The organism is Candidatus Methylobacter favarea (assembly GCF_902806695.1).
GTDB classification, from domain to species: Bacteria; Pseudomonadota; Gammaproteobacteria; order Methylococcales; family Methylomonadaceae; genus Methylobacter_B; species Methylobacter_B favarea.
Map to the genome: position 1 here is coordinate 14255 of NZ_CADCXN010000072.1, position 20824 is coordinate 35078.

Annotated in this window: 23 protein-coding genes; 14 read left to right on the plus strand and 9 right to left on the minus strand. The window is 46.8% G+C overall.

Annotation, left to right across the window (positions count from 1 at the left end; genetic code table 11):
• Positions 1-1032 carry a hypothetical protein gene (locus tag HUX64_RS11425; protein WP_174626362.1) on the minus strand — a complete coding sequence of 344 codons (1032 nt, stop codon included), beginning with the start codon at positions 1030-1032 and terminating at the stop codon, positions 1-3.
• A gap of 416 nt (positions 1033-1448) precedes the next feature.
• On the opposite strand from HUX64_RS11425, the gene norR reads away from it, so the two are divergent.
• The 3 genes from norR to HUX64_RS11440 all read left to right on the plus strand — a co-directional run bounded on the left by norR (position 1449) and on the right by HUX64_RS11440 (position 4054).
• A complete protein-coding gene (gene norR, locus HUX64_RS11430; protein ID WP_246247004.1) occupies positions 1449-3008 on the plus strand; it encodes a nitric oxide reductase transcriptional regulator NorR in 1560 nt (519 codons plus the stop codon).
• Positions 3009-3029: 21 nt separating this feature from the next.
• Positions 3030-3623 (plus strand): uracil-DNA glycosylase family protein, encoded by a 594-nt coding sequence (locus tag HUX64_RS11435; RefSeq protein WP_174626363.1) that lies wholly within the window; start codon positions 3030-3032, stop codon positions 3621-3623.
• An 80-nt stretch (positions 3624-3703) separates the two neighbouring features.
• Entirely contained in the window at positions 3704-4054 is a 351-nt protein-coding gene (locus HUX64_RS11440; RefSeq protein WP_174626364.1) for a DUF488 domain-containing protein, read from the plus strand.
• 129 nt (positions 4055-4183) lie between these two features.
• Here HUX64_RS11440 and HUX64_RS11445 read toward each other — a convergent pair whose 3' ends face one another.
• Together HUX64_RS11445 and HUX64_RS11450 are read right to left on the minus strand one after the other, a co-directional pair.
• Positions 4184-5074 carry an FAD-binding oxidoreductase gene (locus tag HUX64_RS11445; RefSeq protein ID WP_343034394.1) on the minus strand — a complete coding sequence of 297 codons (891 nt, stop codon included), beginning with the start codon at positions 5072-5074 and terminating at the stop codon, positions 4184-4186.
• A 109-nt stretch (positions 5075-5183) separates the two neighbouring features.
• A complete protein-coding gene (locus HUX64_RS11450) occupies positions 5184-5576 on the minus strand; it encodes a group I truncated hemoglobin (protein WP_174626365.1) in 393 nt (130 codons plus the stop codon).
• Positions 5577-5742: 166 nt separating this feature from the next.
• Between HUX64_RS11450 and HUX64_RS11455 the strand changes: the two genes are divergently transcribed.
• Complete coding sequence (locus HUX64_RS11455) at positions 5743-6372, plus strand: helix-turn-helix transcriptional regulator (protein WP_174626366.1); 630 nt, start codon at positions 5743-5745, stop codon at positions 6370-6372.
• Between the two features lie 123 nt (positions 6373-6495).
• Here the strand turns inward: HUX64_RS11455 and HUX64_RS11460 are convergent, their stop codons facing one another.
• Positions 6496-6954, minus strand: a complete 459-nt coding sequence (locus tag HUX64_RS11460) for a septal ring lytic transglycosylase RlpA family protein (RefSeq protein WP_343034393.1) — start codon at positions 6952-6954, stop codon at positions 6496-6498.
• A gap of 21 nt (positions 6955-6975) precedes the next feature.
• Here HUX64_RS11460 and HUX64_RS19730 point away from each other — a divergent pair, with 21 nt between their 5' ends.
• A complete protein-coding gene (locus HUX64_RS19730; protein WP_246247006.1) occupies positions 6976-7122 on the plus strand; it encodes a hypothetical protein in 147 nt (48 codons plus the stop codon).
• A 211-nt stretch (positions 7123-7333) separates the two neighbouring features.
• Here HUX64_RS19730 and aqpZ read toward each other — a convergent pair whose 3' ends face one another.
• Together aqpZ and HUX64_RS11470 are read right to left on the minus strand one after the other, a co-directional pair.
• The gene (gene aqpZ, locus HUX64_RS11465; protein ID WP_174626368.1) at positions 7334-8023 is read right to left on the minus strand and encodes an aquaporin Z; all 690 of its coding nucleotides are present in this window, start codon (positions 8021-8023) and stop codon (positions 7334-7336) included.
• 388 nt (positions 8024-8411) lie between these two features.
• Positions 8412-9179 (minus strand): ATP-binding protein, encoded by a 768-nt coding sequence (locus HUX64_RS11470; protein WP_174626369.1) that lies wholly within the window; start codon positions 9177-9179, stop codon positions 8412-8414.
• A 229-nt stretch (positions 9180-9408) separates the two neighbouring features.
• Between HUX64_RS11470 and HUX64_RS11475 the strand changes: the two genes are divergently transcribed.
• The gene (locus HUX64_RS11475; protein WP_174626370.1) at positions 9409-9618 is read left to right on the plus strand and encodes a ChaB family protein; all 210 of its coding nucleotides are present in this window, start codon (positions 9409-9411) and stop codon (positions 9616-9618) included.
• A gap of 39 nt (positions 9619-9657) precedes the next feature.
• Here the strand turns inward: HUX64_RS11475 and HUX64_RS11480 are convergent, their stop codons facing one another.
• Entirely contained in the window at positions 9658-10668 is a 1011-nt protein-coding gene (locus HUX64_RS11480; protein ID WP_174626371.1) for a polyprenyl synthetase family protein, read from the minus strand.
• A gap of 265 nt (positions 10669-10933) precedes the next feature.
• Here HUX64_RS11480 and rplU point away from each other — a divergent pair, with 265 nt between their 5' ends.
• The 4 genes from rplU (at position 10934) to proB (ending at position 13802) form a co-directional block, all read left to right on the plus strand.
• Complete coding sequence (gene rplU, locus HUX64_RS11485; protein WP_174626382.1) at positions 10934-11245, plus strand: 50S ribosomal protein L21; 312 nt, start codon at positions 10934-10936, stop codon at positions 11243-11245.
• 15 nt (positions 11246-11260) lie between these two features.
• Entirely contained in the window at positions 11261-11518 is a 258-nt protein-coding gene (rpmA, locus tag HUX64_RS11490; RefSeq protein WP_174626372.1) for a 50S ribosomal protein L27, read from the plus strand.
• 141 nt (positions 11519-11659) lie between these two features.
• On the plus strand, positions 11660-12694 hold the full coding sequence (gene cgtA, locus HUX64_RS11495) for an Obg family GTPase CgtA (RefSeq protein WP_174626373.1): 1035 nt from the start codon (positions 11660-11662) through the stop codon (positions 12692-12694).
• Positions 12681-13802, plus strand: coding sequence for a glutamate 5-kinase (proB, locus tag HUX64_RS11500; RefSeq protein ID WP_174626374.1), 1122 nt, complete (start codon positions 12681-12683; stop codon positions 13800-13802). Before cgtA ends, proB begins: the two co-directional genes overlap by 14 nt.
• A gap of 74 nt (positions 13803-13876) precedes the next feature.
• On the opposite strand, the gene rpsT is transcribed toward proB, so the two are convergent.
• Complete coding sequence (rpsT, locus tag HUX64_RS11505) at positions 13877-14140, minus strand: 30S ribosomal protein S20 (RefSeq protein WP_174626375.1); 264 nt, start codon at positions 14138-14140, stop codon at positions 13877-13879.
• A 94-nt stretch (positions 14141-14234) separates the two neighbouring features.
• Between rpsT and murJ the strand changes: the two genes are divergently transcribed.
• The 4 genes from murJ to lspA are packed head-to-tail and all read left to right on the plus strand — an operon-like array spanning position 14235 to position 20054.
• A complete protein-coding gene (murJ, locus tag HUX64_RS11510) occupies positions 14235-15788 on the plus strand; it encodes a murein biosynthesis integral membrane protein MurJ (protein ID WP_174626376.1) in 1554 nt (517 codons plus the stop codon).
• Between the two features lie 12 nt (positions 15789-15800).
• Positions 15801-16754 carry a bifunctional riboflavin kinase/FAD synthetase gene (gene ribF, locus HUX64_RS11515; protein ID WP_174626377.1) on the plus strand — a complete coding sequence of 318 codons (954 nt, stop codon included), beginning with the start codon at positions 15801-15803 and terminating at the stop codon, positions 16752-16754.
• Positions 16738-19569, plus strand: a complete 2832-nt coding sequence (gene ileS / locus HUX64_RS11520; protein ID WP_174626378.1) for an isoleucine--tRNA ligase — start codon at positions 16738-16740, stop codon at positions 19567-19569. The genes ribF and ileS overlap by 17 nt, the downstream gene beginning before the upstream one ends.
• 5 nt (positions 19570-19574) lie before the next feature.
• Positions 19575-20054, plus strand: coding sequence for a signal peptidase II (gene lspA, locus HUX64_RS11525; RefSeq protein ID WP_174626383.1), 480 nt, complete (start codon positions 19575-19577; stop codon positions 20052-20054).
• Between the two features lie 21 nt (positions 20055-20075).
• Here lspA and ampD read toward each other — a convergent pair whose 3' ends face one another.
• Positions 20076-20618, minus strand: coding sequence for a 1,6-anhydro-N-acetylmuramyl-L-alanine amidase AmpD (gene ampD, locus HUX64_RS11530; protein WP_174626379.1), 543 nt, complete (start codon positions 20616-20618; stop codon positions 20076-20078).
• Positions 20619-20824: the final 206 nt, after the last annotated feature.

The window sequence follows — 20824 nt, forward strand, 5'->3', positions numbered from 1 at the left end:
CTAACTGGTAGCTTCGGTATGGGCAGCGGGGGCGTATTGGCCGAGCACGCTTAGCGGCAGCCCAAGCTCGTTCAGCTCATGAGTGATAAGCTTGGCCCCCATCTTTTGTACAGTCAGCTTGAACTTATCAGCCTCAGGGGCGAGCAACGCCTGTGCCGAATCCTCAACAGAATAGGTTTTCGCCGAGGTTCTGGCTATGACCTGGCCGGTAGCGGGATCGATCAGCTTAATCATAACCATTAACGAAGTCTGGGCATCAAAAATCCTGTATCTTCCGATGCCTACTTCCACGATGGCATCAACGCCATTGGCCCGTCCACTCTGCCTGTAATCAATGGCGGATTTATCCTGGCCGTACCAGGATTCAATGGCGTCATGCCAATTTCCGAGGTTAGCGTTACGGTCTTCTTTTGCCATAGGAAGCGGGTGATAATGCTTGCTCATAATAGCCTTGACCTGGTTTGCCTTCAATTGGGAGACGACTTCCTGCGCCAGTATAAAAGTGGGTGACCAGTGGTTCTGAAGTGAAGCTTCAGGTTCCAGATGCAAAGTTTTTCCAGCGGAGTCCTGGGCCGGATGGATATCCGCTACGGCTACGCTGTCATCCGCACTTACAAGGCCGGCAATTAATACCCCGCCTGGATTTCTGTAAATCTTTTTTTCCAGTAGCAGAGATACAGGTAAGTTTTGGACAGATAAAGGCAGGTTTTGAAACTGATACTGACTGTAAACAGGACTTCGGGTTTCAAGCAGATCAGGAATTACCTCAAGCGGGGGGGATTCCACGGGCACAACCAGAAATGAGTGGATTTCCTGCAGCTTAGCGGCCGATGGCTTGATCGGTTCGGCCATGCAGCCGCTTAATACCAAAAGAAATGCCAGCAGTACGCTATAGTTTTTTAAGCGCGGCAAGATTTGCCAGAGAAGTAATTTCTTAAGGGTTGAAGGGCTATATTGATTTTTGCCAAAACTTGGTTCGGTTTTAGGTTGACTTCTTCCAATTGGAATGGTGGTGTAATAATTGTTTATCATAATGACATACCTGCTATTAAATTAGGTTAATAAATTTAACCCTTATAGTTAGTGACCGAAGCGCCACCGCGGGCGCGCGATCAGAGATTCACCTTGACATTAGCGGGTTTTTAATCGGCAAACCCAAGCAAATAATGAAAAAGTAAGTTGTAAATCACCTAAGGCAACAAGCGCGGTCTTTGTAATACCGCAAAGATTATGCCACCGCGTATGTTATTGAATTTATTCATTAATTTTATAAGGTGATATTTCAATGATGTCTAAATGACATCGTTTTTTAGAGAATAGTTCCGCATAAAATAGCTATATGCCTGTTATTTATAGTTTAACCGGCAGCTTCACTGACACTGTATAGCTGGACTTGACGATGTCAAAATGACATAATATATATCAAATTGACTACATAGTAGTAAGCCATGTTAATTCCGGAGTCCGAAAATATGGAAGAAGCAGTGCTTGAAGCGGTATTGAGTTTGACAGCGAATCTATCAATGAAAGATCGCTACACGGAATTCCTCAATATCTTCGCCAAGGTTACCGGGAATCATGCTTGCGCCTTATTGCGCCATCAGGATGGAATGTTGATTCCCGTAGCGACACTGGGTTTGGCGCCTGAAGTCATGGAGCAAACTTTCAGCCCTGCCCAGCACCCGCGCTTGGCAGCGATTATTCAATCCCGGGTTCCGGTTCGATTTTCCTTCAACGATCCCAGACCCGACCCCTACGATGCCTTGTTACTCGATGATCCCGGCGGCAAGATGGGTGTGCACTCGTGCATGGGCTGCAGTCTTTATAATGAGAATACGCTGTTCGGCGTGCTCTCTGCGGATGCCCGTGAACCTGGCCTGTTTGATCATATTGAAGATCGGATTTTTCAGGTCTTTGCGGCAATCGCGACTGTGGCATTGCGTTATGAAACCTATATCAGCACCCTGGAAAAACTGGCAAGACACCGCGAACTGGTGGCCAGCGAACTGGTCAATGAGGTCTTGCAGCGAAGCAGTCAAATGCTGGGTGAAAGTTCCATTATGCAGGAACTCGGCCGTGAAATTGATATTGTCGCCGGCTCCGATCTCAGTGTTCTGCTACTGGGAGAAACCGGTGTGGGCAAGGAAGTTATCGCCCGGATTATCCATGCGCGTTCGCGACGAGCCGCTCAGCCTCTGGTCTATGTAAATTGCGCCGCTCTTCCTGAGTCCCTGGCTGAAAGCGAGTTGTTCGGCCATGTTCGCGGCGCTTTTAGCGGAGCGCTGGCCGACCGGGCGGGAAAGTTTGAACTGGCGAGAGGAGGCACCCTGTTTCTGGATGAAGTGGGTGAGCTGCTTCTTTCAATTCAGGCAAAATTGCTGCGGGCCGTGCAGTTTGGCGAGATACAGCGAATAGGATCGGATAAAAGCCACCGTGTGGATGTCCGTATCATTGCGGCAACCAATCGGCAAATGGCGGAAGAGGTTAAAGCCGGCCGTTTTCGCGCCGACCTGTACCATCGACTCAGTGTTTATCCTTTGTATGTGCCGCCTTTGCGGGATCGCGTGGGAGATATTGACTTTTTGGCCAACTATTTTCTGGACCAGGCCAGAGTTCGCCTCGGTCTTCAAAGCGTGGGCATGGCGCATGAAACCATTTACGCTCTGAAAAGATATGCATGGCCGGGCAACGTACGGGAACTTGAGCATGTAATCTTGCGGGCCGTGCTGCGCGCATCTTCCGTTCAAGGTCAGGCAGTTATTCTGGAGCCTGGTGATCTGGACATCCTCACTGATTATGCAAATTCCGCAGAGTCAGTGCCCGAGTCGTTGATTAGAGCGGGGGAAATGCCGCTCGCCCAGGCAGTGGATGATTTTCAGAGGCAGATGATTCTTGCAACATTCGCCAAAGCCAATAAAAACTGGTCAGAGACAGCGCGCTGCCTGGGCATAGATCGAGGTAATTTGCATCGTCTTACCAAACGTCTGGGAATAAGACAGACAGGCTGACTTGGCAAAAAGGATGACTTCATGACGACCTTTGTAAATCAATTACTAACCGCAGTGCGCGCCTGCAGGATTTGCGAGGCTCAGCTGCCGCATGAGGTAAGGCCTGTGCTTCAGTTTCATGCAAGTGCGCGCATTTTAATTGCAGGGCAAGCGCCGGGGAAAAAAGTTCATGAGTCTGGTGTGCCGTTCGATGATGCCAGTGGAAAGCGATTGCGCGAATGGATGGGAGTAACGCCTGAAGTATTCTACGACGCTGAAAAGATTGCGATCTTGCCGATTGGCTTTTGTTACCCCGGTACCGGGAAATCAGGAGACTTGCCGCCGCGATCAGAGTGCGCTGCGGCATGGCGTGAGCAACTCCTTGAATATCTTGATCATCTCGAGCTTACCTTGGTGCTCGGGGGCTATGCGCAGGCTTATCACCTGGATAAAGCGCAGCTACCGGTTACCGAAGCAGTCAGGTCGTGGCGAACCTATTGGCCCACAGTCGTTCCTCTTCCGCATCCCAGCCCCAGAAATAATCTCTGGATTCGACGAAATCCGTGGTTCGAGGCAGAACTACTTCCGGTGCTTCGAAAGCGCGTGGCTGAGGTGCTCCGGCACGAGTCAGACTAATAAATACATGCACTGCCCATCTGTGTCCTGGGCTTTTATAGCCAGAATAAAGACAACTTTTCTAGTGAGAAGGAGTAAATATGAAGCTTCATATCAAACGGGTTTACGAATCGCCGTCAGACAGTGACGGAATGCGCATTCTTGTCGACCGCTTATGGCCGCGCGGCCTTGCAAAGGCAGAGGCCAGGATCGATTTTTGGGCCAGGGAAGTGGCCCCCTCACAGGAGCTTCGCCGCTGGTATCAACACAAACCCGAGAAATGGCCGGAATTCCAGCGTCGCTATCTTAGCGAATTGCAGAACAATCCTGAGGCAGTAGAGGAGCTTGTCGGCAAAATCGGCAAGGGCAAGGCCACTCTCCTGTTCAGCTCCAAAGAAGTCAGCCTCAATAATGCTGTGGTTTTGAAAGAATATCTGGGCAAGCTTTTGTAAAAGACTGGCGGCTTGTTTAATTGCCTTCAAGCTGTTCTTTATCAAGGATTCCAGCAAGAAAATGTGCTTCTTTATCATTTTATACAGATCGATACTATAAACTCCGGACCGGGATGAGGAATTCTCTTTTTATTTTTCTGCGGGGTTGACATGAAAAGCGTCTGCATAAATATCATTCATGGAGGCGCCTTTCAAATACACCATTTTCCTGGTCTGCTTTACCATTTCCGGATGTCCGCACAGATAAACGCGCCAGCCCTTCAAGGATTGGGCGGATGACAGGGCCACCTCATAGGCGCGCCCCCGGGCATAGTCAGCTGCTGCAGTATCGCCTGAAAGGCACGGCGTATATCGAAAATTCTCAAACTCCATTGCCATCTCGCGCATTTCATCCCTAAGATAAAGTCCATCCGGATCGCGGCTGCCATGAAACAAATGGATAGGGCCGGAATGTCCCTTGACTAAAGCATCAGTAACAATGCCCCAAAGCGGCGCCAGCCCGCTGCCGGTTCCGGCCAGCAGCAGCGGCTGTTCCGCTCGGCCAGGCAGATAATGACAGCTGCCTTGCGCTTGTGAAATAGTTAATTCCATGCCTATTTCCAGCTCATCATGCGCCCAGGTACTGAATTGACCATCCGGCAAGCGGCGGATATGGAACTCGAGAATATTTTCATGATGCGGAATATTCGCGATTGAATAACTTCGTATTAGGCCGTCGGGGCGTTTCAGGTTGATCAACTGGCCGACGAAAAAATTGAACTTGGTTTCATATTCCAGAACCAGTCTTAGAATGTCAGGCGACAGCCACTGTTTTTTGACCACATTCGCTTGAATCCAGATGCCCTGCTGATTGGGCATCTGGACAGTCATATTTTGTTCAGGGCGACACAGACAGGCAGGAAAATAGTTTTGCTGCTGCAAGGTATCCTTAAGACCCGCCTGGGCTGAGGCAGGTGGAGCGTTGTCAAGGCTGCGCATTAAACAGGTCTGGCAGACGCCCTGCCGGCAACTGTTAGGAATACTGCAGTTTTCCCTTTACAGGGTATCCAATACCGTTTCCCCTGGCTGGCAAGTGAAATCGTGTTCTTCGAAGGTCAGGTTTGGCATGTGCTCCATCTGCTATCTCATATTATCTATTCAATACATCATTACGGGTGCTTTCCGCAATGGCTGCAACTTCGGCAATAAGTTCCTGAGGCACATCAAGTTCCTCCAGGGTAGCTCCCAAATTCTCCATGACGGCATCAAAATGGCTATCATCCAGACCCATTTTAATAAACCGCGCATGAGCATTACGCATATCGGTTCCTGTATAGTTATTCGGCCCCCCAAAAGCCATGGTTAAAAAGGCTTTTTGTTTGGCCCTCTGAGTGTCCATATCGGTATTTTCGAAAAAGCGGTTGATGCGGTAATCCATCAGGACTTTGCGGTAAAAAATATCCACTGCGGCCTCAACAGCCGGTGCACCGCCGATTTTATCAAATAATGTTTCGTTCAGGGTTGTATCCTGAGTTGCACTCATAATTGTTTTCCTTGTTGATAAGATAATTATAATGATCAGGCAAATTTGCCGAGGAGAAGCTTACACTAGCTGATCAGCTTATGCAATATTTAATAGTTAAAAGTTTTATATATTAAATATGTATATTCTGATATGCTTGGTTAAAGTCTGCAGGAAAATAATGTCAATGCCTCAAAATATAAGCTCTCGTCAACATCAGATACTTGAACAATTGCGGGAAAACCGTAATGGATTGAGCATCGATGAATTAGCCAAACTATTGCAAATTTCCAGGACTGCTGTGCAGCAGCAGTTTGTCGCTCTTGAAAGCGAGGGATATATAAAAAAACATACCCTGACTAAAACAGCGGGCCGTCCGCTAACCCTTTATGCTATAACCGATAAGGGAATCAATTGTTTTCCCAAACAGTATGCCTGGTTCTCAGAGTTGATACTCAGCGATCTGCAAGAGGAAATAAGCCCCGAGCGCTTTAAAGGCTATATGCAAAGACTGGCCGGCAAACTGGCTAAAAATCTGAAAGGCAGGTTTGCAGGAAAAAAACTGGACGAGCGCATTGATGAGCTGTCTAAAATCATGACGGATCTTGGTTTTCAGATAAAAACAGCGGGTGAATCCGGCGATGATAAAGAAATCATACAAGCGAATAACTGCATTTATCATGATCTCGCTCAAAAACATCAGGAAATTTGCGAGTTTGACTTGACGTTTATGTCCTCCTTACTGGATAGAGAGGTTGAACAGTTAAGTTGCATGGCGAAAGGAGATTGTAATTGCAAGTTCAGAATTAAAAAATAGGCTGACAAGCCCGAAAAAAAACCGAGCGCAGCGAAGCAGGGCAGATTATATTATTCTCAGCAATCCCGGAATGATAAAAACCATACCAGTTCCGCTGCTTGTTGTGTCTGGATTCAGATTGCCTTAGTCAGAGTTGCTGGCGCGGCTTTCGAGAAACTCTACTTTTACGTTAGCAAGACCACGCACACCGATTTGTTTTGCAGCCCCTTGGGATAAGTCAATCAAGCGGTTTTTCCTGAAGGGCCCGCGATCATTAACCATTACCACTACAGAGCGGCCATTATGCAGATTGGTCACGCGTACCTTACTGGGCAGCGGCAGCGTTTTGTGCGCGGCCGTCAAGCCTTGCGGATAAAAGCGGGTTCCCATAGCGGTGCGATTACCGGATTCATAACCATACCATGAGGCTATACCTTGTTCACTGTAGCCTCTTGCAGAGGCCATTGGATAGTAGGTTTGGCCTTTTACCTTATAAGGTCTGTTGTAAGCGGCCTTATCACGATAAATAGGCGATTGCCTTGTTTCGGTGGATGATAATAAAGAAGGCTTGGAAGCACAGCCGCCGAATAAGCCGGTTAGCACTATTATGAACAGGGATAATGCATGGCACGAGCAATTTTTGACAGTTTGAAAATAGAATGCAGAAAGAAGCTGGCCAGGACTTCGGCTGTTTATATCAAACGTCAACCTGTTTTCCGCATCGCTCATAAGCTGACTCGTATTGACGGCAGTGTTAATAGTGTCAGATAAAAATTGCAGGTTAATACCTAGGGCATGAATCAGGGATTGGAATGCCGGACTTTAAAGCGGCTAAAGAAATTATAAGTGCTCCCCGCCGATTAATAAAATTTAACTTCTTAAATAAAAAAACAGGACTAACGCCGGATCTAACAATGATTTATTTTAATCGGTACCCGGATGCCAGTTTATGCATCCGGGTACCAATTAAAGAATCTTGTCATCAATCGTGGCTGCTGCCAATATAACGATAGACCGCGGCTCCAAGTAGCGAGCCGACAATGGGAGCAACCCAGAATAACCAAAGTTGCGCTAATGCCCAATCACCCACATACAGGGCTACTCCGAGACTTCTTGCAGGATTAACCGAGGTATTGGTGACTGGTATACTGATCAGATGAATCAGGGTCAGGCCCAGGCCAATTGCGATAGGGGCAAAGCCTTGCGGCGCCCTTATGTCGGTAGAGCCAAGGATAATAAGAAGGAACATCATAGTCATGACTACTTCAGTCACCAGGGCAGCGGGCAAGGAATAACCACCCGGCGAATGGACGCCGTAGCCATTGGCAGCAAAACCGGCGGAAACATCGAAGCCCGCCTTGCCGCTGGCAATGAGATATAGAACGCCGCCGGCAACAATGCCGCCTAATACTTGCGCGACAATATAAGGCAGCAATTTTTTTGCGGGAAAGCGGCCGCCCGCCCAAAGCCCTATAGATACGGCCGGGTTGAGGTGACAACCGGAAATGTGGCCGATTGCAAAAGCCATGGTTAAAACAGTGAGACCGAAGGCAAAAGCTACTCCAAGGAATCCAATACCCACTTCCGGAAACCCTGCAGCTAAAACTGCGCTGCCGCAGCCCCCGAGAACCAGCCAAAATGTTCCGAAAAACTCTGCACCATATTGCTTCATGTTTATTCTCCTCAGATTGTTTATATAAGTCAGCTACCCCTCTTATAATCGAGAGCCGCCTAAGCCGGTGTAAAATATATGCTCACTATGCGTATATTCTGATTGGATGCTATCATTTTCATTAATAACTCAGCAATTAATTTACAGAATAGGCAGGTGTTAGCTTTGAGACCTGGTTTCAGGAATTCTACAACTTCCTGCTGGCTTGTAGTATCCGCCAGTTGGAAGAGTTGTAATTTGGATGCTCAGCTTGAAGACAGTACATCGGCTTGACTGACCGCACTTGTAATCGCCGCTGCATAATAGGGCCTTTCAAATTAGTTCCGGTAAGGTGGGCGCCGGACTATAAGCCAGCGGGAAAGATTATTTTTAATACCTTCTTAAACGGCTATTCATCTATCCTCGAATAATAATTGTAAAATTGTTTCGCCGTTCTTCCGCTTTTTGATGCTCTCGACACGGCAAACAGCTTTGCGGCCTCATGCAAGTTGTTTTTATCGCCCTGGTAATCGCGGAAATAACTGTCCACTATCTCCAGATAGCCATCCATGTTGGCCTGGTAGAACGATAACCACAATCCAAACCGGTCTGACAAGGAGATTTTTTCCTCAATGGCATCGGAATAATGCAGTTCGCCGTTCACTAATCCGGAATCCAGATTGTCTTTCATATACTCAGGTAACAGGTGCCTGCGGTTAGAAGTCGCATACAACAAGATATTTTCGGGCGGACGTTCTATGGAGCCTTCCAGCACGGTTTTTAAAACAAGGTAGGAATTTTCATTGTTCTCAAATGAAAAGTCATCGCAATAAATAATGAATCGGTGTGGAAGATCTCTTATTTCGTCGACTATATAGGGCAGGTTATATAAATCATTTTTGAACACTTCAATCAAGCGTAAGCCGTCTGATTTATATTCATTAAGCAGTGCTTTAATAAGGGACGACTTTCCCGTGCCTCTTGCTCCCCATAACAACGCATTATTCGCCGGTTTATGCGCAATAAACCGCTCCGTGTTTTTTATTAGTTCACCTTTTTGACGATCAATGCCGATTAATGAATTCATGGCAATGGGATCTACGCTCTTAACAGGACGGAGTATTCCGGTTTGTTGCCGCCATATGGCGGCGTAAATGTGGGTCCAGTCTATGGCCATAACATTATTTTCCTCTGTATTATTTTTTAATTTTACTAAAAACGAACAGAATAAGTTTGCCTGAAGTGTCGGTATAAATAAACAACCTGACATGACTATTGCTAAAAGTCAGGAACGGGATCGGGGATAAGATGTCTACAGTGCATAGAAAGCGAGACGCTTTGCAGACTTACCGGTTTTATGAATACCTTAACAGTAAAACCGATCCAACCTACCGGAAGGAGGGAGAATGCCTTATCAGCATATTACCGAGTTGCCCGCATCAGTTCGCGAGCATTTACCCCGTCACGCCCAGGAAATTTACCAGGAAGCCTTTAATAATGCCTGGGAGGAATATAATCACGAGGAAGAGCGTGCCCATCGGGTGGCTTGGGCGGCGGTAAAAAAAAAGTATGCCAAAAATGAAGCCACGGGAAAATGGGAAGCAAAAAACCACTAAAATGAGCGGCAGCAGATGAGCGAGAAAGGGTTACGGATATCAGTAATTACGTTGCACAGAAAATTTTGCCAATGAAACCAAGGCGTCCTTGTATATGGAATTCGGCAGCAAATCAAGCGCCTTAATCGCTTTTTGAGCTTCGGCCTGGGCGAGGTGTTCCGTATACTCAATGGCCTTGATTTTTTGCACGACCGCGTAAACTTCATTAAAGGCTTCACGATTGCCATTTCTGATGGCATCACTAATGAGCCTGGCTTCATTTTCACTGCCGTTTTGAATGGCATAAATTAACGGTAAGGTAGGTTTGCCTTCAGCAAGGTCGTCACCGAGGTTTTTACCGAGCTCTTCCTTGTTTGACTTATAATCAAGTGCGTCATCAATCAATTGAAAAGCAATGCCCAGGTGTTGTCCGTATTTGGTCAGACCTTCTTCCATTTTAGAAGAAGCCGCTCCGATAACTGCACTTAACTGGGTAGCGGCGCTGAATAAAATAGCTGTTTTTCTGGCAATAACTTCAAGATATTTATCTTCGGTGGTAGCCGGGTTATTGCAGTTTAAAAGCTGCAGTACTTCACCTTCGGCAATGGCGGTTGTGGTTTGGGAGAGAATTTCCATGACCCGCATATTGCCCGTACGAATCATCATTTTAAAGGCGCTGCAATAAAGATAATCTCCAACCAGTACACTGGCCGCATTACCCCATACAGCATTGGCCGATTCCTTGCCGCGTCTGAGTTCTGAATCATCTACAACATCATCATGAAGCAGTGTGGCCGTATGGATAAACTCAATGACCGCGGCAATTATCAAATGATGATCGTTAACTCCTCCCAGCGCTTTGGCGGCAAGTAGCAGCAGCATCGGGCGTAATCTTTTGCCGCCGCTACTGATTATATAATGACTCATCTCGTTTATAAGAATTACATCGGAACTTAACTCGTCAATAATCAGTTGATCGACCGCTTTGGCTTCGACTGTAGTTAAATTCTTAATGGAATCAAAATCAATGGGAGCCTCTATGGGCGAGAAGAATTTAGAATGCGATGCCATTAGATGCTGTTATTATGTGCTAGATATGTAGGTTTTGGTTATTTTTCATATGGATAGCTATAAAATACATAACTGTTAAGCTATTATAACTTAATAGAAAGTTAACCGCTCGTGCTATTGAACGTGAGAATACAGTTGTAACGGTTTCTTTAATAATAGAAAGGCCAAGTATAAAGTTTGTCTAATTTAGGTTTGACTCAGCCAGGTTTTAAAAATATAATTATTTGTTTATTTAACAGACTAATGCTTGATGGGGCTTACACAGATGTATGCGGTAATTCAAACAGGTGGTAAACAGTACCGTGTTGAAGAAGGTACTACCTTAAAAATAGAAAAGCTCGAGCTCGGCACGGGAGAGGGGATTGAATTTGATAACGTCCTGATGGTTCAATCAGGCGAGTCTGTTAAAATTGGCCAGCCTTTTATTGATGGCGGCAAGGTTACGGCAACAGTCGTGTCTCAAGGCAGACATAAAAAAATTAAAATTATTAAATTCAGAAGACGTAAGCATCATATGAAGCAGATGGGACATCGTCAATACTATACAGAAATCCAGATTACTGGCATTTCTGCTTAATATAAGGAGTTACAGATGGCTCATAAGAAAGCTGGCGGAAGTACTCGTAACGGACGCGACTCCAATGCCAAAAGATTGGGGGTAAAACGGTTCGGTGGACAGCTTGTGGCGGCGGGAAATATAATTGTCCGTCAACGCGGAACCCGTTTTCATGCGGGCAGCAATGTAGGCTGCGGAAAAGATCATACACTGTTTGCAACAGCGGATGGTAAAGTGGTTTTTGAGGTTAAAGGCCCTAGAAGCCGTAAGTTTGTCAGTATTGTTGCTGCATAAAATTTATAGCTGCATTATACAGTTATGGAAATCGGGTTAGCATAGCATAAACCCGACAGTTTCAAAAAAGCTCCGCCGTTTTCATGGCGGGGCTTTTTTTGTTTTTATCGATCGGCTTTTAAGTAGTGTGACATCTGAATTATGAGATTTGTTGACGAGGTGGAAGTACGTGTGGAAGCAGGTGATGGAGGCAACGGCACCATTGGCTTTCGGCGCGAAAAATTTATTCCGCTGGGCGGACCCGATGGCGGTGACGGCGGCGATGGCGGCAGTGTATATTTGCTTGCGGCAGAGAATGTGAATACCTTAGCGGACTTTCGTTATCACTCCGTCCATAGAGCCCAGCGTGGACAAAATGGTATGAGCCGCAACTGTACCGGTAAAAAAGGGGAGGACTGCTATGTGCCGGTTCCGCTTGGCACTCTTGTTTCTGATGCGGAAACCGGAGAAGTCATCGGCGATTTGACTGAAATCGGCCAGACATTGCTGGTAGCCAAGGGCGGTTTTCATGGCTTGGGAAACACGCGCTTTAAAAGCAGTATCAACCGGGCTCCGCAAAAGGCTACTAAAGGTACAGAAGGTGAGCACCGCCGGCTTTATCTGGAACTGACGCTGATTGCTGATGTGGGGCTATTGGGAATGCCCAATGCCGGCAAATCGAGCTTGATACGCGTCGTGTCTTCAGCCACTCCCAAAGTCGCTGATTACCCTTTTACAACCTTGCACCCGAATCTGGGTGTAGTCAGAGTGGATGATTTGCGCAGCTTTGTAATAGCTGATATTCCGGGAGTGATTGAAGGGGCGGCTGATGGCGCAGGGCTGGGCCTGCAGTTTCTCAAGCATTTGTCACGGACCGGCCTATTGCTGCATCTGGTTGATGTGGAGCCCTATGAGAGCATGGATACGCCAGTCGAGGCGGCGAGAAAAATTATTAGGGAAATTGAAAAATGGAGCCAGGAATTGGCGAGCAAACCGCGCTGGCTGGTGCTGAATAAAATAGACAGATTGCCTGCCGAAGAAGTGAATAATCGGTGCCGGACAATTGTTGAAGAACTGGCTTGGCCGGGGCCGGTTTTCAAGATATCCGCACTTACGGGAGAAGGTACTAAGGAATTAATATTTGCCATTATGGATTTTCTGGAACAGCAGCGGCGGAAACAAAGTGAGCAGAACTGATTTTGCAAAAATCAAACGGGTTGTCATAAAAATAGGCAGCTCTTTACTGACCGAGCGCGGACGAGGCCTTAATAAGCCCGCCATCACGGCATGGGTCAGGCAAATGGCAGGTTTAAGGCAGCAGTTCATTGAGGTGGTGCTGGTGTCTTCCGGTTCAGTCGCTGAAGGTATGTGCAGATTGGGTTTGAAGGTTCGGCCAAAAACATTGCATGAATTACAGGCTGCGGCTTCTTTAGGGCAAATGGGTTTAGTGCGTATTTTTGATGATAATTTTCAACAGAACGGTTTGCATGCCGCCCAGGTATTGCTTACCCATGACGACTTGTCGGACAGGCAGCGTTATTTAAATGCCCGAAGCACATTACTGACCTTGCTTAAATTTGGCGTAGTGCCGGTTATTAATGAAAATGATGCCGTTGCGACTGAAGAAATCCGCTTTGGGGATAATGATACTTTGGCAGCATTGGTGGTTAATCTGGTTGAGGCCGATTTACTGATTATTTTGACCGATCAAAAAGGCTTGTTTACCGGTGATCCCGGCTTATATCCTGAGGCAAAATTAATTTCCGAGATTAGCGTGAATGATGAAAGACTGGATAAGATAGCAGGAGATAGCCGCAGCGGCATGGGTCGAGGCGGTATGTTTACCAAGGTTCGGGCAGCACGGCTGGCGTCAAGGTCCGGTGCGGCAACAGTGATTGCTGCAGGTGCTGCTGATAATGCGATTAGCGCTGTTATCTCCGGGATGGATTTGGGGACTTATTTAGTGCCCGACATAGAGCCTTTGGTAGCAAGAAAACGCTGGCTTGCGGGACAATTGCAGGTTAAAGGGCGGTTAGTGCTGGATGCAGGAGCAGTCAAGGTATTGAAAAGCAATGGTAAAAGTTTGCTGGCAGTAGGTGTTAAATCAGTATCGGGCCATTTCGGGCGCGGGGAATTGGTGTCCTGTGTGGATGAAAGCGGTTTGGAGATTGCTCGGGGGCTCACTAATTATGGCAAGGCAGATGCTCAACTGATAGCCGGTAAAAACAGCTCGGAATTTGAGAAAATTCTGGGCTATTTTGATGGCTCAGAAATGATACACCGAAATAATATGGTATTGATTTAGGAAATAATCAGCCAATAAAAAGGGCCGCACTCAAAGAGTCAGGCCCTTTTGGGAAAGACTACAGAAGTAAAGCATTACGCCATAGATTTCAATTTTGAGTTCAGTCTGCTTTTGCTGCGTGAAGCCTTATTTTTGTGAATAATGCCTTTGGTTACTGCTGAATCGATAATAGGCACGGCAGTTTTGTATGCTGCTTGCGCTTTCTCTTTGTCGCCGGCATTAACTGCGGCAATGACTTTTTTTACGAAAGTGCGTAAGTTGCTGCGTTGTCCTGCGTTGCGAATACGGCTTTTTTCTGCTTGTTTCGCGCGCTTTTTAGCCTGTGCTGTATTTGCCATAGTGTATCGATTATTTCGAGTAGTTAATTAAGTCAAATATTATCAGTTTAAATGCTATCCTTGTCAACTTTAACTGTTAACCTAAGGATTGGCATTGAGCAGGCAGTTGTTAAAATCCACAGGGGTTGTGGGAAGCATGACCATGCTTTCCCGTATATTGGGTTTTGTCCGGGATATGTTGATAGCGCAAATTTTTGGCGTGAATACAGGAACCGATGCGTTTTTTGTAGCTTTTAAAATTCCCAATTTTTTGCGGCGATTGTTTGCGGAGGGAGCTTTCGCCCATGCCTTTGTACCTGTTCTTCTGGAATATAAGATGCACGGCGACAAGCCTGCTTTAAAACAGTTTATTGATAAGACTGCCGGGGCCCTGGCGTTAATCTTAATATTGATTACTGTAATCGGCATTATTGCTGCACCTGTTCTTGTTGCCATTTTGGCCCCCGGTTTTATTGGCCAGGAAATGCAGTATGAACTGGCTGTAAAAATGCTGCGCATTACTTTTCCCTATCTTTTTTTTATTTCCTTAGTAGCGTTTGCCGGAGGCATTTTAAATGCGTACGGCAAGTTTGCCATTCCTGCTTTGACCCCTGCTTTTCTGAATATCTGCATGATTGCGGCAGCAATATGGCTTTCTCCTTTAATGGCAGAGCCTGTTATGGCATTAGCCTGGGGCGTTATTGCTGCGGGCATGGTGCAGATGCTTTTTCAGCTTCCTGCATTGATGCGCTTGAGGCTGGCGCCGAGATTAAGGTGGGGTTTTAAAGACAAAGGGGTCAAACGAATTCTCGGACTGATGCTGCCTGCCATTTTTAGTGTTTCAGTGACCCAGATTAATTTACTCGTAGACACCTTGATGGCATCATTTTTAAAAGCCGGCAGTGTATCCTGGCTGTATTATTCCGATCGTCTGGTCGAGTTCCCGCTGGGCATTTTCGGGCTGGCGCTGGCGACGGTAATATTGCCTCGCTTAGCCAAAGCTCATGCTGCAGAAGATGCGGTGGCTTTTTCAAACTCTCTGGATTGGGGGTTGCGGCTGGTTTTGCTGCTGGGGGCGCCGGCTACAATCGGCTTACTGATGTTGGCCGAACCTATGCTATCCACCTTGTTTCAGTATAATGAATTTAGCGTTGCCGATGTGCATTTAGCCGGGCAAAGTCTGAAAGCTTACGCCATTGGTCTAATAGGCTTTATCCTGATTAAGGTATTGGCGCCGGCTTTTACTTCGCGCCAGGACATGAAAACGCCGGTTCGCTATGGTTTTTACGCCATGCTAGCCAGTATTGGCTTAAATGCAGTGCTCATTTTCCCTTTGGCCCATGCTGGGCTGGCTTTGGCAACTTCATTAGGCGGCTTTTTTAATGCGGCATTGCTGCTGAGGAAGTTGCTGAAAGAAAAAGCGTTTCAACCGGCAAGCGGATGGGGGTGGTTTTTGGCGAGAGTGGCGATAGCAAGTGGAGCCATGGCCGGCGGCTTAGGTTATTTTGTTGATGCAAACTGGTGGGATCAATGGAATTCTGCGGACAGAGTCATAAATTTGATAAAGTGGATTATTGCAGGATCGGCAATTTATGGTGCGGGATTAATAATAACCGGCTTAAGACTGCGGCATTTGGCCGATATACATGGTAAAATAATAAACTTTTGAATTCATCAGTGAATGCGTTTAATTAGAGGATTATCTCATATAGAGCCGTTAAAAAACGGCTGCGTCCTGACTATCGGTAATTTTGACGGCTTGCATTTGGGCCATCGAGCGGTGATAAAAAAACTGGTTGAGCGGGGCGCTTCATTAGCTTTGCCCGTTGTCATTATGATATTTGAACCGCAGCCGCTGGAATATTTTTTGGCAGAGAATGCTCCAGCCAGATTAATGTGCCTGCGGGAGAAGGCTGTTGAGTTCTCCAGACTCCCCGTTGATTATCTGCTGATAGTGCGCTTTAACAAGTATTTCAGCAATGTTGATGCCGAGCAGTTTATTGATGACGTATTAATAAAAAAACTGAATGTTAAACATCTGGTAGTCGGCGATGATTTCCATTTTGGCAAGGCCAGGCGCGGCAATTTTGCCATGCTTAAGGAAAAAGGAAAAATATATGGCTTCAAGGTGGAGGATACGGGATCTTATTATACAGACGGGCTTAGAATAAGCAGCACCTTAATCAGGGATGCCCTGCTTGAGGGAGATTTAGCCAAGGCTGAAAGAATGCTGGGCCGTTGTTATTCAATTTGCGGCCGCGTGGCGCATGGCGATAAACGTGGAAGAACTATCGGATACCCTACTGCAAACATTACCCTGTTCAGGAAAAATACACCCGTTGACGGCGTATTTGCCGTTACCATGACAGGTATTGACGGAGTGGAAATCAAGGGAGTTGCCAATGTCGGCACGCGTCCCACGATTGAAGGCGGCTCAAAGGTGATACTGGAAACTCATTTATTTGATTTTGATAAGGAAATTTATGGCCGGTATGTGGAAGTGCACTTCAAACAAAAGATTAGGGATGAAAAGCGTTTTCAGTCGCTGGACGAGCTTAAAGCCCGGATCGTAAAGGATGTAATTGAGGCTAAAAAATTTTTTTCGGAATTTAATTGTTATGACGATGGATTATAAAAAAACACTCAATTTACCGACCACGGCGTTCCCCATGAAAGCTAATCTGGCGCAGCGTGAGCCGGAACGGTTAAAAAAATGGAACGAAGCTGATTTATACAACAAAATCAGGCAAGCTTTTACCGGGCGGCCCAAGTTTATTTTGCATGATGGCCCTCCCTATGCCAATGGCGAAATTCATATCGGACATGCGGTGAACAAGGTTTTAAAAGACATTATCATCAAATCAAAATCGCTGAGCGGTTTTGATGCGCCCTACGTACCGGGCTGGGATTGTCATGGTTTGCCGATTGAATTGATGGTAGAAAAGAAAATCGGCAAATCGGGCGTAAAGGTGTCGCCGGCTGTTTTTCGCAAAGCCTGTAGGGATTATGCAGGAAAGCAGGTTAATGTGCAGAAAGAAGCCTTTATTCGCCTGGGAATTTTAGGTAATTGGGAAAAGCCGTATTTAACGATGGATTTTGCTTTTGAAGCCAATATCGTTCGAGCTTTAGGAAAAATTGCCAGCAAAGGTCACATAACAAAAGGCGTCAAACCCGTGCACTGGTGTATGGATTGCGGATCGGCATTGGCCGAAGCGGAAGTCGAGTATGAAGATAAACATTCGCCCGCAATCGATGTGCGCTTTCAGGTAGCTGATGAAGGCAGGTTTATGGCGAGTTGCCATCATGCTCCCCGGCATGAAGGAGACGGGCCGATATCAGTGGTGATCTGGACAACCACGCCGTGGACGCTGCCTGCCAATCAGGCAGTTGCCTTAAATCCTGATCTGGAATATGCAGTGGCTCAATGCGAGAAGGAGGGCTATAAAGAGCGACTGGTGATTGCAGAAGCGCTGCTTAAAGATGCTATGCTGCGCTATGAAATTGAAAATTATCATGTGGTAGCCTACTGCAAAGGCGCAGCGTTAGAGCATCAGCTATTGCAGCATCCTTTTTACGACCGGCAAGTTCCTGTCATTCTGGGCGATCACGTCACTACCGAGGCCGGCACTGGCGCCGTGCATACCGCGCCTGGGCATGGCCAGGACGATTATATCATCGGTCAAAAATACGGTCTGCCGGTCGCTAATCCAGTCGGCAATGACGGCGTTTTTCTGCCGAATACGGAAATTTTTGCCGGACAACATGTCTTCAACGCCAATGAGCAGGTCATTAAAGTACTGGAAGAAAACGGCAAGCTCGTGCATCAGGTAGCCATTGTGCACAGTTATCCGCATTGCTGGCGTCATAAAACCCCGATTATTTTCAGGGCTACGCCTCAGTGGTTTATTGCCATGGATAAAAATAAATTGCGGCAGCAGGCGCTGAATGAGATTAAACGCGTAGCGTGGATTCCTGAATGGGGTCAGGCGCGCATTGAAGGTATGCTGCAAGACCGACCTGACTGGTGTATTTCTCGTCAGCGTACCTGGGGAGTGCCAATTGCTTTCTTTATCAATAAGGTAACCGGCGAATTGCATCCGCGTACTGCAGAGCTGATTGAACAAGCGGCCAAACGTATTGAAGAAAAAGGCATAGAAGCCTGGTTTGAGCTCGAGGCGGCCGAATTTATAGGCGATGAAGCCGCGCAATACGAAAAAATGACCGATACCCTGGATGTCTGGTTTGACTCCGGCGTTACCCATGCCTGTGTACTGGATAAGCGCGCGCAGTTGAGATTTCCGGCTGATTTGTATCTGGAAGGCTCGGATCAGCACCGCGGCTGGTTTCAATCCTCATTGCTGACTTCTACAGCCATGCACGATGTCGCGCCTTTTAAGGCCGTGTTGACGCACGGATTTACTGTCGATGCGGATGGGAAAAAAATGTCCAAATCAAAAGGCAATGTGGTCGCGCCCCAGTCAGTCATGAAAGATCTGGGTGCGGATATACTGCGCCTGTGGGTTGCGGCAACGGATTATCGCGGGGAGATGTCGGTATCCAATGAAATCCTTAACAGGACTTCGGATGGCTACAGACGTTTAAGAAATACAGCGCGTTTCCTGTTATCCAATCTCGATGATTTCGATCCTGCCCAACATTTAGTCGACACTAAGAATTTACTGGCGCTGGATCGCTGGATTGTGGATAGGGCCCATATGCTGCAGGAAGAAGTTATAACAGCCTATGCCAACTATCAGTTTCAACCTATCTATCAGAAAGTACATCACTTTTGCGTAATCGATCTGGGCGGTTTTTATCTCGATATTATCAAAGACCGCCAGTATACCGCCAAAAAAGACAGTCTCGCACGGCGCTCCGCCCAGACGGCCATGTATCATGTGCTGGAAGCCTTGACGCGCTGGCTGGCGCCGATCATCAGTTATACCGCTGATGAAATCTGGCAATATCTGCCGGGTCAGCATGGTGAGTCGGTATTTCTGGAAACCTGGTATCAGGGCCTGGTCAGGCTGGATGATAATTGCGCTATGAATCGGGATTTTTGGCAAAAAGTAATGACAGTTCGTACTGCCGTCAGTAAGGAACTGGAGAAGAGCCGGGCCAAAGGAGACATCGGTTCTTCCCTGAATGCGGAAGTTGAACTGTATTGTAATGCCGGGTTTTTTGACGCCTTGAATCAGTTGGCGGAAGAGTTGCATTTTATTTTAATTACCTCCGAAGCGTCGGTCATAGCTGAGAAATTTTGCCCGAACGATGCCATTCAAACCGAAGTTGAAGGGCTTAAATTGAAAGTCATCGTCTCTGCGCATAAAAAATGTGTGCGCTGCTGGCATCAGAAATATGACGTGGGTGAACATGCAGAGCACCCAGAGCTGTGCGGGCGCTGCGTGGAAAATGTGGACAATGCCGGTGAAAACCGGCAGTTTGCGTGAATGATATGGTGAAATGGTTATCGTTGTCGGCGCTGATAATAATCCTGGATCAGGGAAGCAAGCTGGCCATCGATAAATACATGCAGCTTTACCAGTCCATTCCGGTAATGCCGTATTTTAATCTGACTTATGTGCATAATACCGGCGCTGCTTTCAGCTTTTTGAGTGAAGCCGGAGGCTGGCAGCGCTGGTTTTTTGCAGGCTTAGCCGTGGTGATCAGCATTATGATTACACTTTGGCTGATCAGGTTGAAAAGCCATGAAACCTTGCTGGCCATGGCGTTAGCGCTGGTTTTGGGCGGTGCGGTCGGCAATTTGATTGACCGGCTTGCTTACGGCTATGTCATTGACTTTCTTGACGTTTATTATCAGGACTGGCATTGGCCTGCTTTTAATATTGCAGACTCCGCTATTACCCTGGGCGTGATTTTAATGCTTGCGGAGTCTTTCGGTGTAGGGCCTGCCAGACAGCCGGATGTGTTATAAAGGACACTTTAGCTTTTAGCTTCAGGTCAATAAACTGAAAAGTTTTTGCCAGTCAAAAGACTCGCCCGGGTCAGTTTTTCGCCCGGGCGCGATCTCGCTATGCCCGGCGATGCGTTGCGCCGATAAATGCGGATAAGATTCAAGTAATAGCCTAATCACGGCGGCGAGCTGTCTATATTGCGCCTGCGTATATGCAATCCGTTCAGTGCCTTCCAGCTCTATGCCGATAGAATAATCATTGCACTGCTCCCGTCCCTGGTAGCTGGATTTCCCGGCATGCCAGGCGCGCTTGTCAAATGGCACATACTGAACGATTTTCCCTGAGCGTTTAATCAGGACATGTGCAGATACACTAAGCTGATAAACGTCCTTGAAATAAGGGTGTTCCTCCGGATTGAGACGGTTGCAAAAAAGTTGATCAATGTAGATGCCTCCGAACTCATCGGGAGGAAGACTGATGCAGTGAATAACCAGCAAGGAAATATCCTTCGCATCAGGTCTTTCATCAAAGTTTGGTGAGGGTGTTCGGGCTACGGTTGTTAACCAGTGATTATTTATTTTCATGGAACTTGAGAAAGTAAAGAAATAAAACGCCCTGCGGCTACCGCGGTTGAACAAAGGGTTTATTACCTGTAGGTTTTTTACTAGTACATCAATCCATAAATTCCCCGTAATGTTGGGTTAAATAGTCATAACCTTACCTTGGTATGTCCATTTAAAGGGCTTGCTCATGGTTTTATTGAAATAAGCAATAAACGCCAAAATTTTAT

What these genes read in the sequence shown, in the direction of transcription:
- HUX64_RS19730 (WP_246247006.1), top strand. Translation starts at nt 6,976, where the DNA reads ATGGCACGAGCAATTTTTGACAGTTTGAAAATAGAATGCAGAAAGAAG.
- HUX64_RS11470 (WP_174626369.1), bottom strand. Translation starts at nt 9,179, where the DNA reads ATGGCCATAGACTGGACCCACATTTACGCCGCCATATGGCGGCAACAA.
- aqpZ (WP_174626368.1), bottom strand. Translation starts at nt 8,023, where the DNA reads ATGAAGCAATATGGTGCAGAGTTTTTCGGAACATTTTGGCTGGTTCTC.
- HUX64_RS11480 (WP_174626371.1), bottom strand. Translation starts at nt 10,668, where the DNA reads ATGGCATCGCATTCTAAATTCTTCTCGCCCATAGAGGCTCCCATTGAT.
- rplU (WP_174626382.1), top strand. Translation starts at nt 10,934, where the DNA reads ATGTATGCGGTAATTCAAACAGGTGGTAAACAGTACCGTGTTGAAGAA.
- HUX64_RS11425 (WP_174626362.1), bottom strand. Translation starts at nt 1,032, where the DNA reads ATGATAAACAATTATTACACCACCATTCCAATTGGAAGAAGTCAACCT.
- HUX64_RS11455 (WP_174626366.1), top strand. Translation starts at nt 5,743, where the DNA reads ATGCCTCAAAATATAAGCTCTCGTCAACATCAGATACTTGAACAATTG.
- HUX64_RS11435 (WP_174626363.1), top strand. Translation starts at nt 3,030, where the DNA reads ATGACGACCTTTGTAAATCAATTACTAACCGCAGTGCGCGCCTGCAGG.
- ampD (WP_174626379.1), bottom strand. Translation starts at nt 20,618, where the DNA reads ATGAAAATAAATAATCACTGGTTAACAACCGTAGCCCGAACACCCTCA.
- cgtA (WP_174626373.1), top strand. Translation starts at nt 11,660, where the DNA reads ATGAGATTTGTTGACGAGGTGGAAGTACGTGTGGAAGCAGGTGATGGA.
- rpmA (WP_174626372.1), top strand. Translation starts at nt 11,261, where the DNA reads ATGGCTCATAAGAAAGCTGGCGGAAGTACTCGTAACGGACGCGACTCC.
- HUX64_RS11475 (WP_174626370.1), top strand. Translation starts at nt 9,409, where the DNA reads ATGCCTTATCAGCATATTACCGAGTTGCCCGCATCAGTTCGCGAGCAT.
- lspA (WP_174626383.1), top strand. Translation starts at nt 19,575, where the DNA reads ATGGTGAAATGGTTATCGTTGTCGGCGCTGATAATAATCCTGGATCAG.
- ileS (WP_174626378.1), top strand. Translation starts at nt 16,738, where the DNA reads ATGACGATGGATTATAAAAAAACACTCAATTTACCGACCACGGCGTTC.
- norR (WP_246247004.1), top strand. Translation starts at nt 1,449, where the DNA reads ATGTTAATTCCGGAGTCCGAAAATATGGAAGAAGCAGTGCTTGAAGCG.
- rpsT (WP_174626375.1), bottom strand. Translation starts at nt 14,140, where the DNA reads ATGGCAAATACAGCACAGGCTAAAAAGCGCGCGAAACAAGCAGAAAAA.
- ribF (WP_174626377.1), top strand. Translation starts at nt 15,801, where the DNA reads ATGCGTTTAATTAGAGGATTATCTCATATAGAGCCGTTAAAAAACGGC.
- HUX64_RS11440 (WP_174626364.1), top strand. Translation starts at nt 3,704, where the DNA reads ATGAAGCTTCATATCAAACGGGTTTACGAATCGCCGTCAGACAGTGAC.
- HUX64_RS11450 (WP_174626365.1), bottom strand. Translation starts at nt 5,576, where the DNA reads ATGAGTGCAACTCAGGATACAACCCTGAACGAAACATTATTTGATAAA.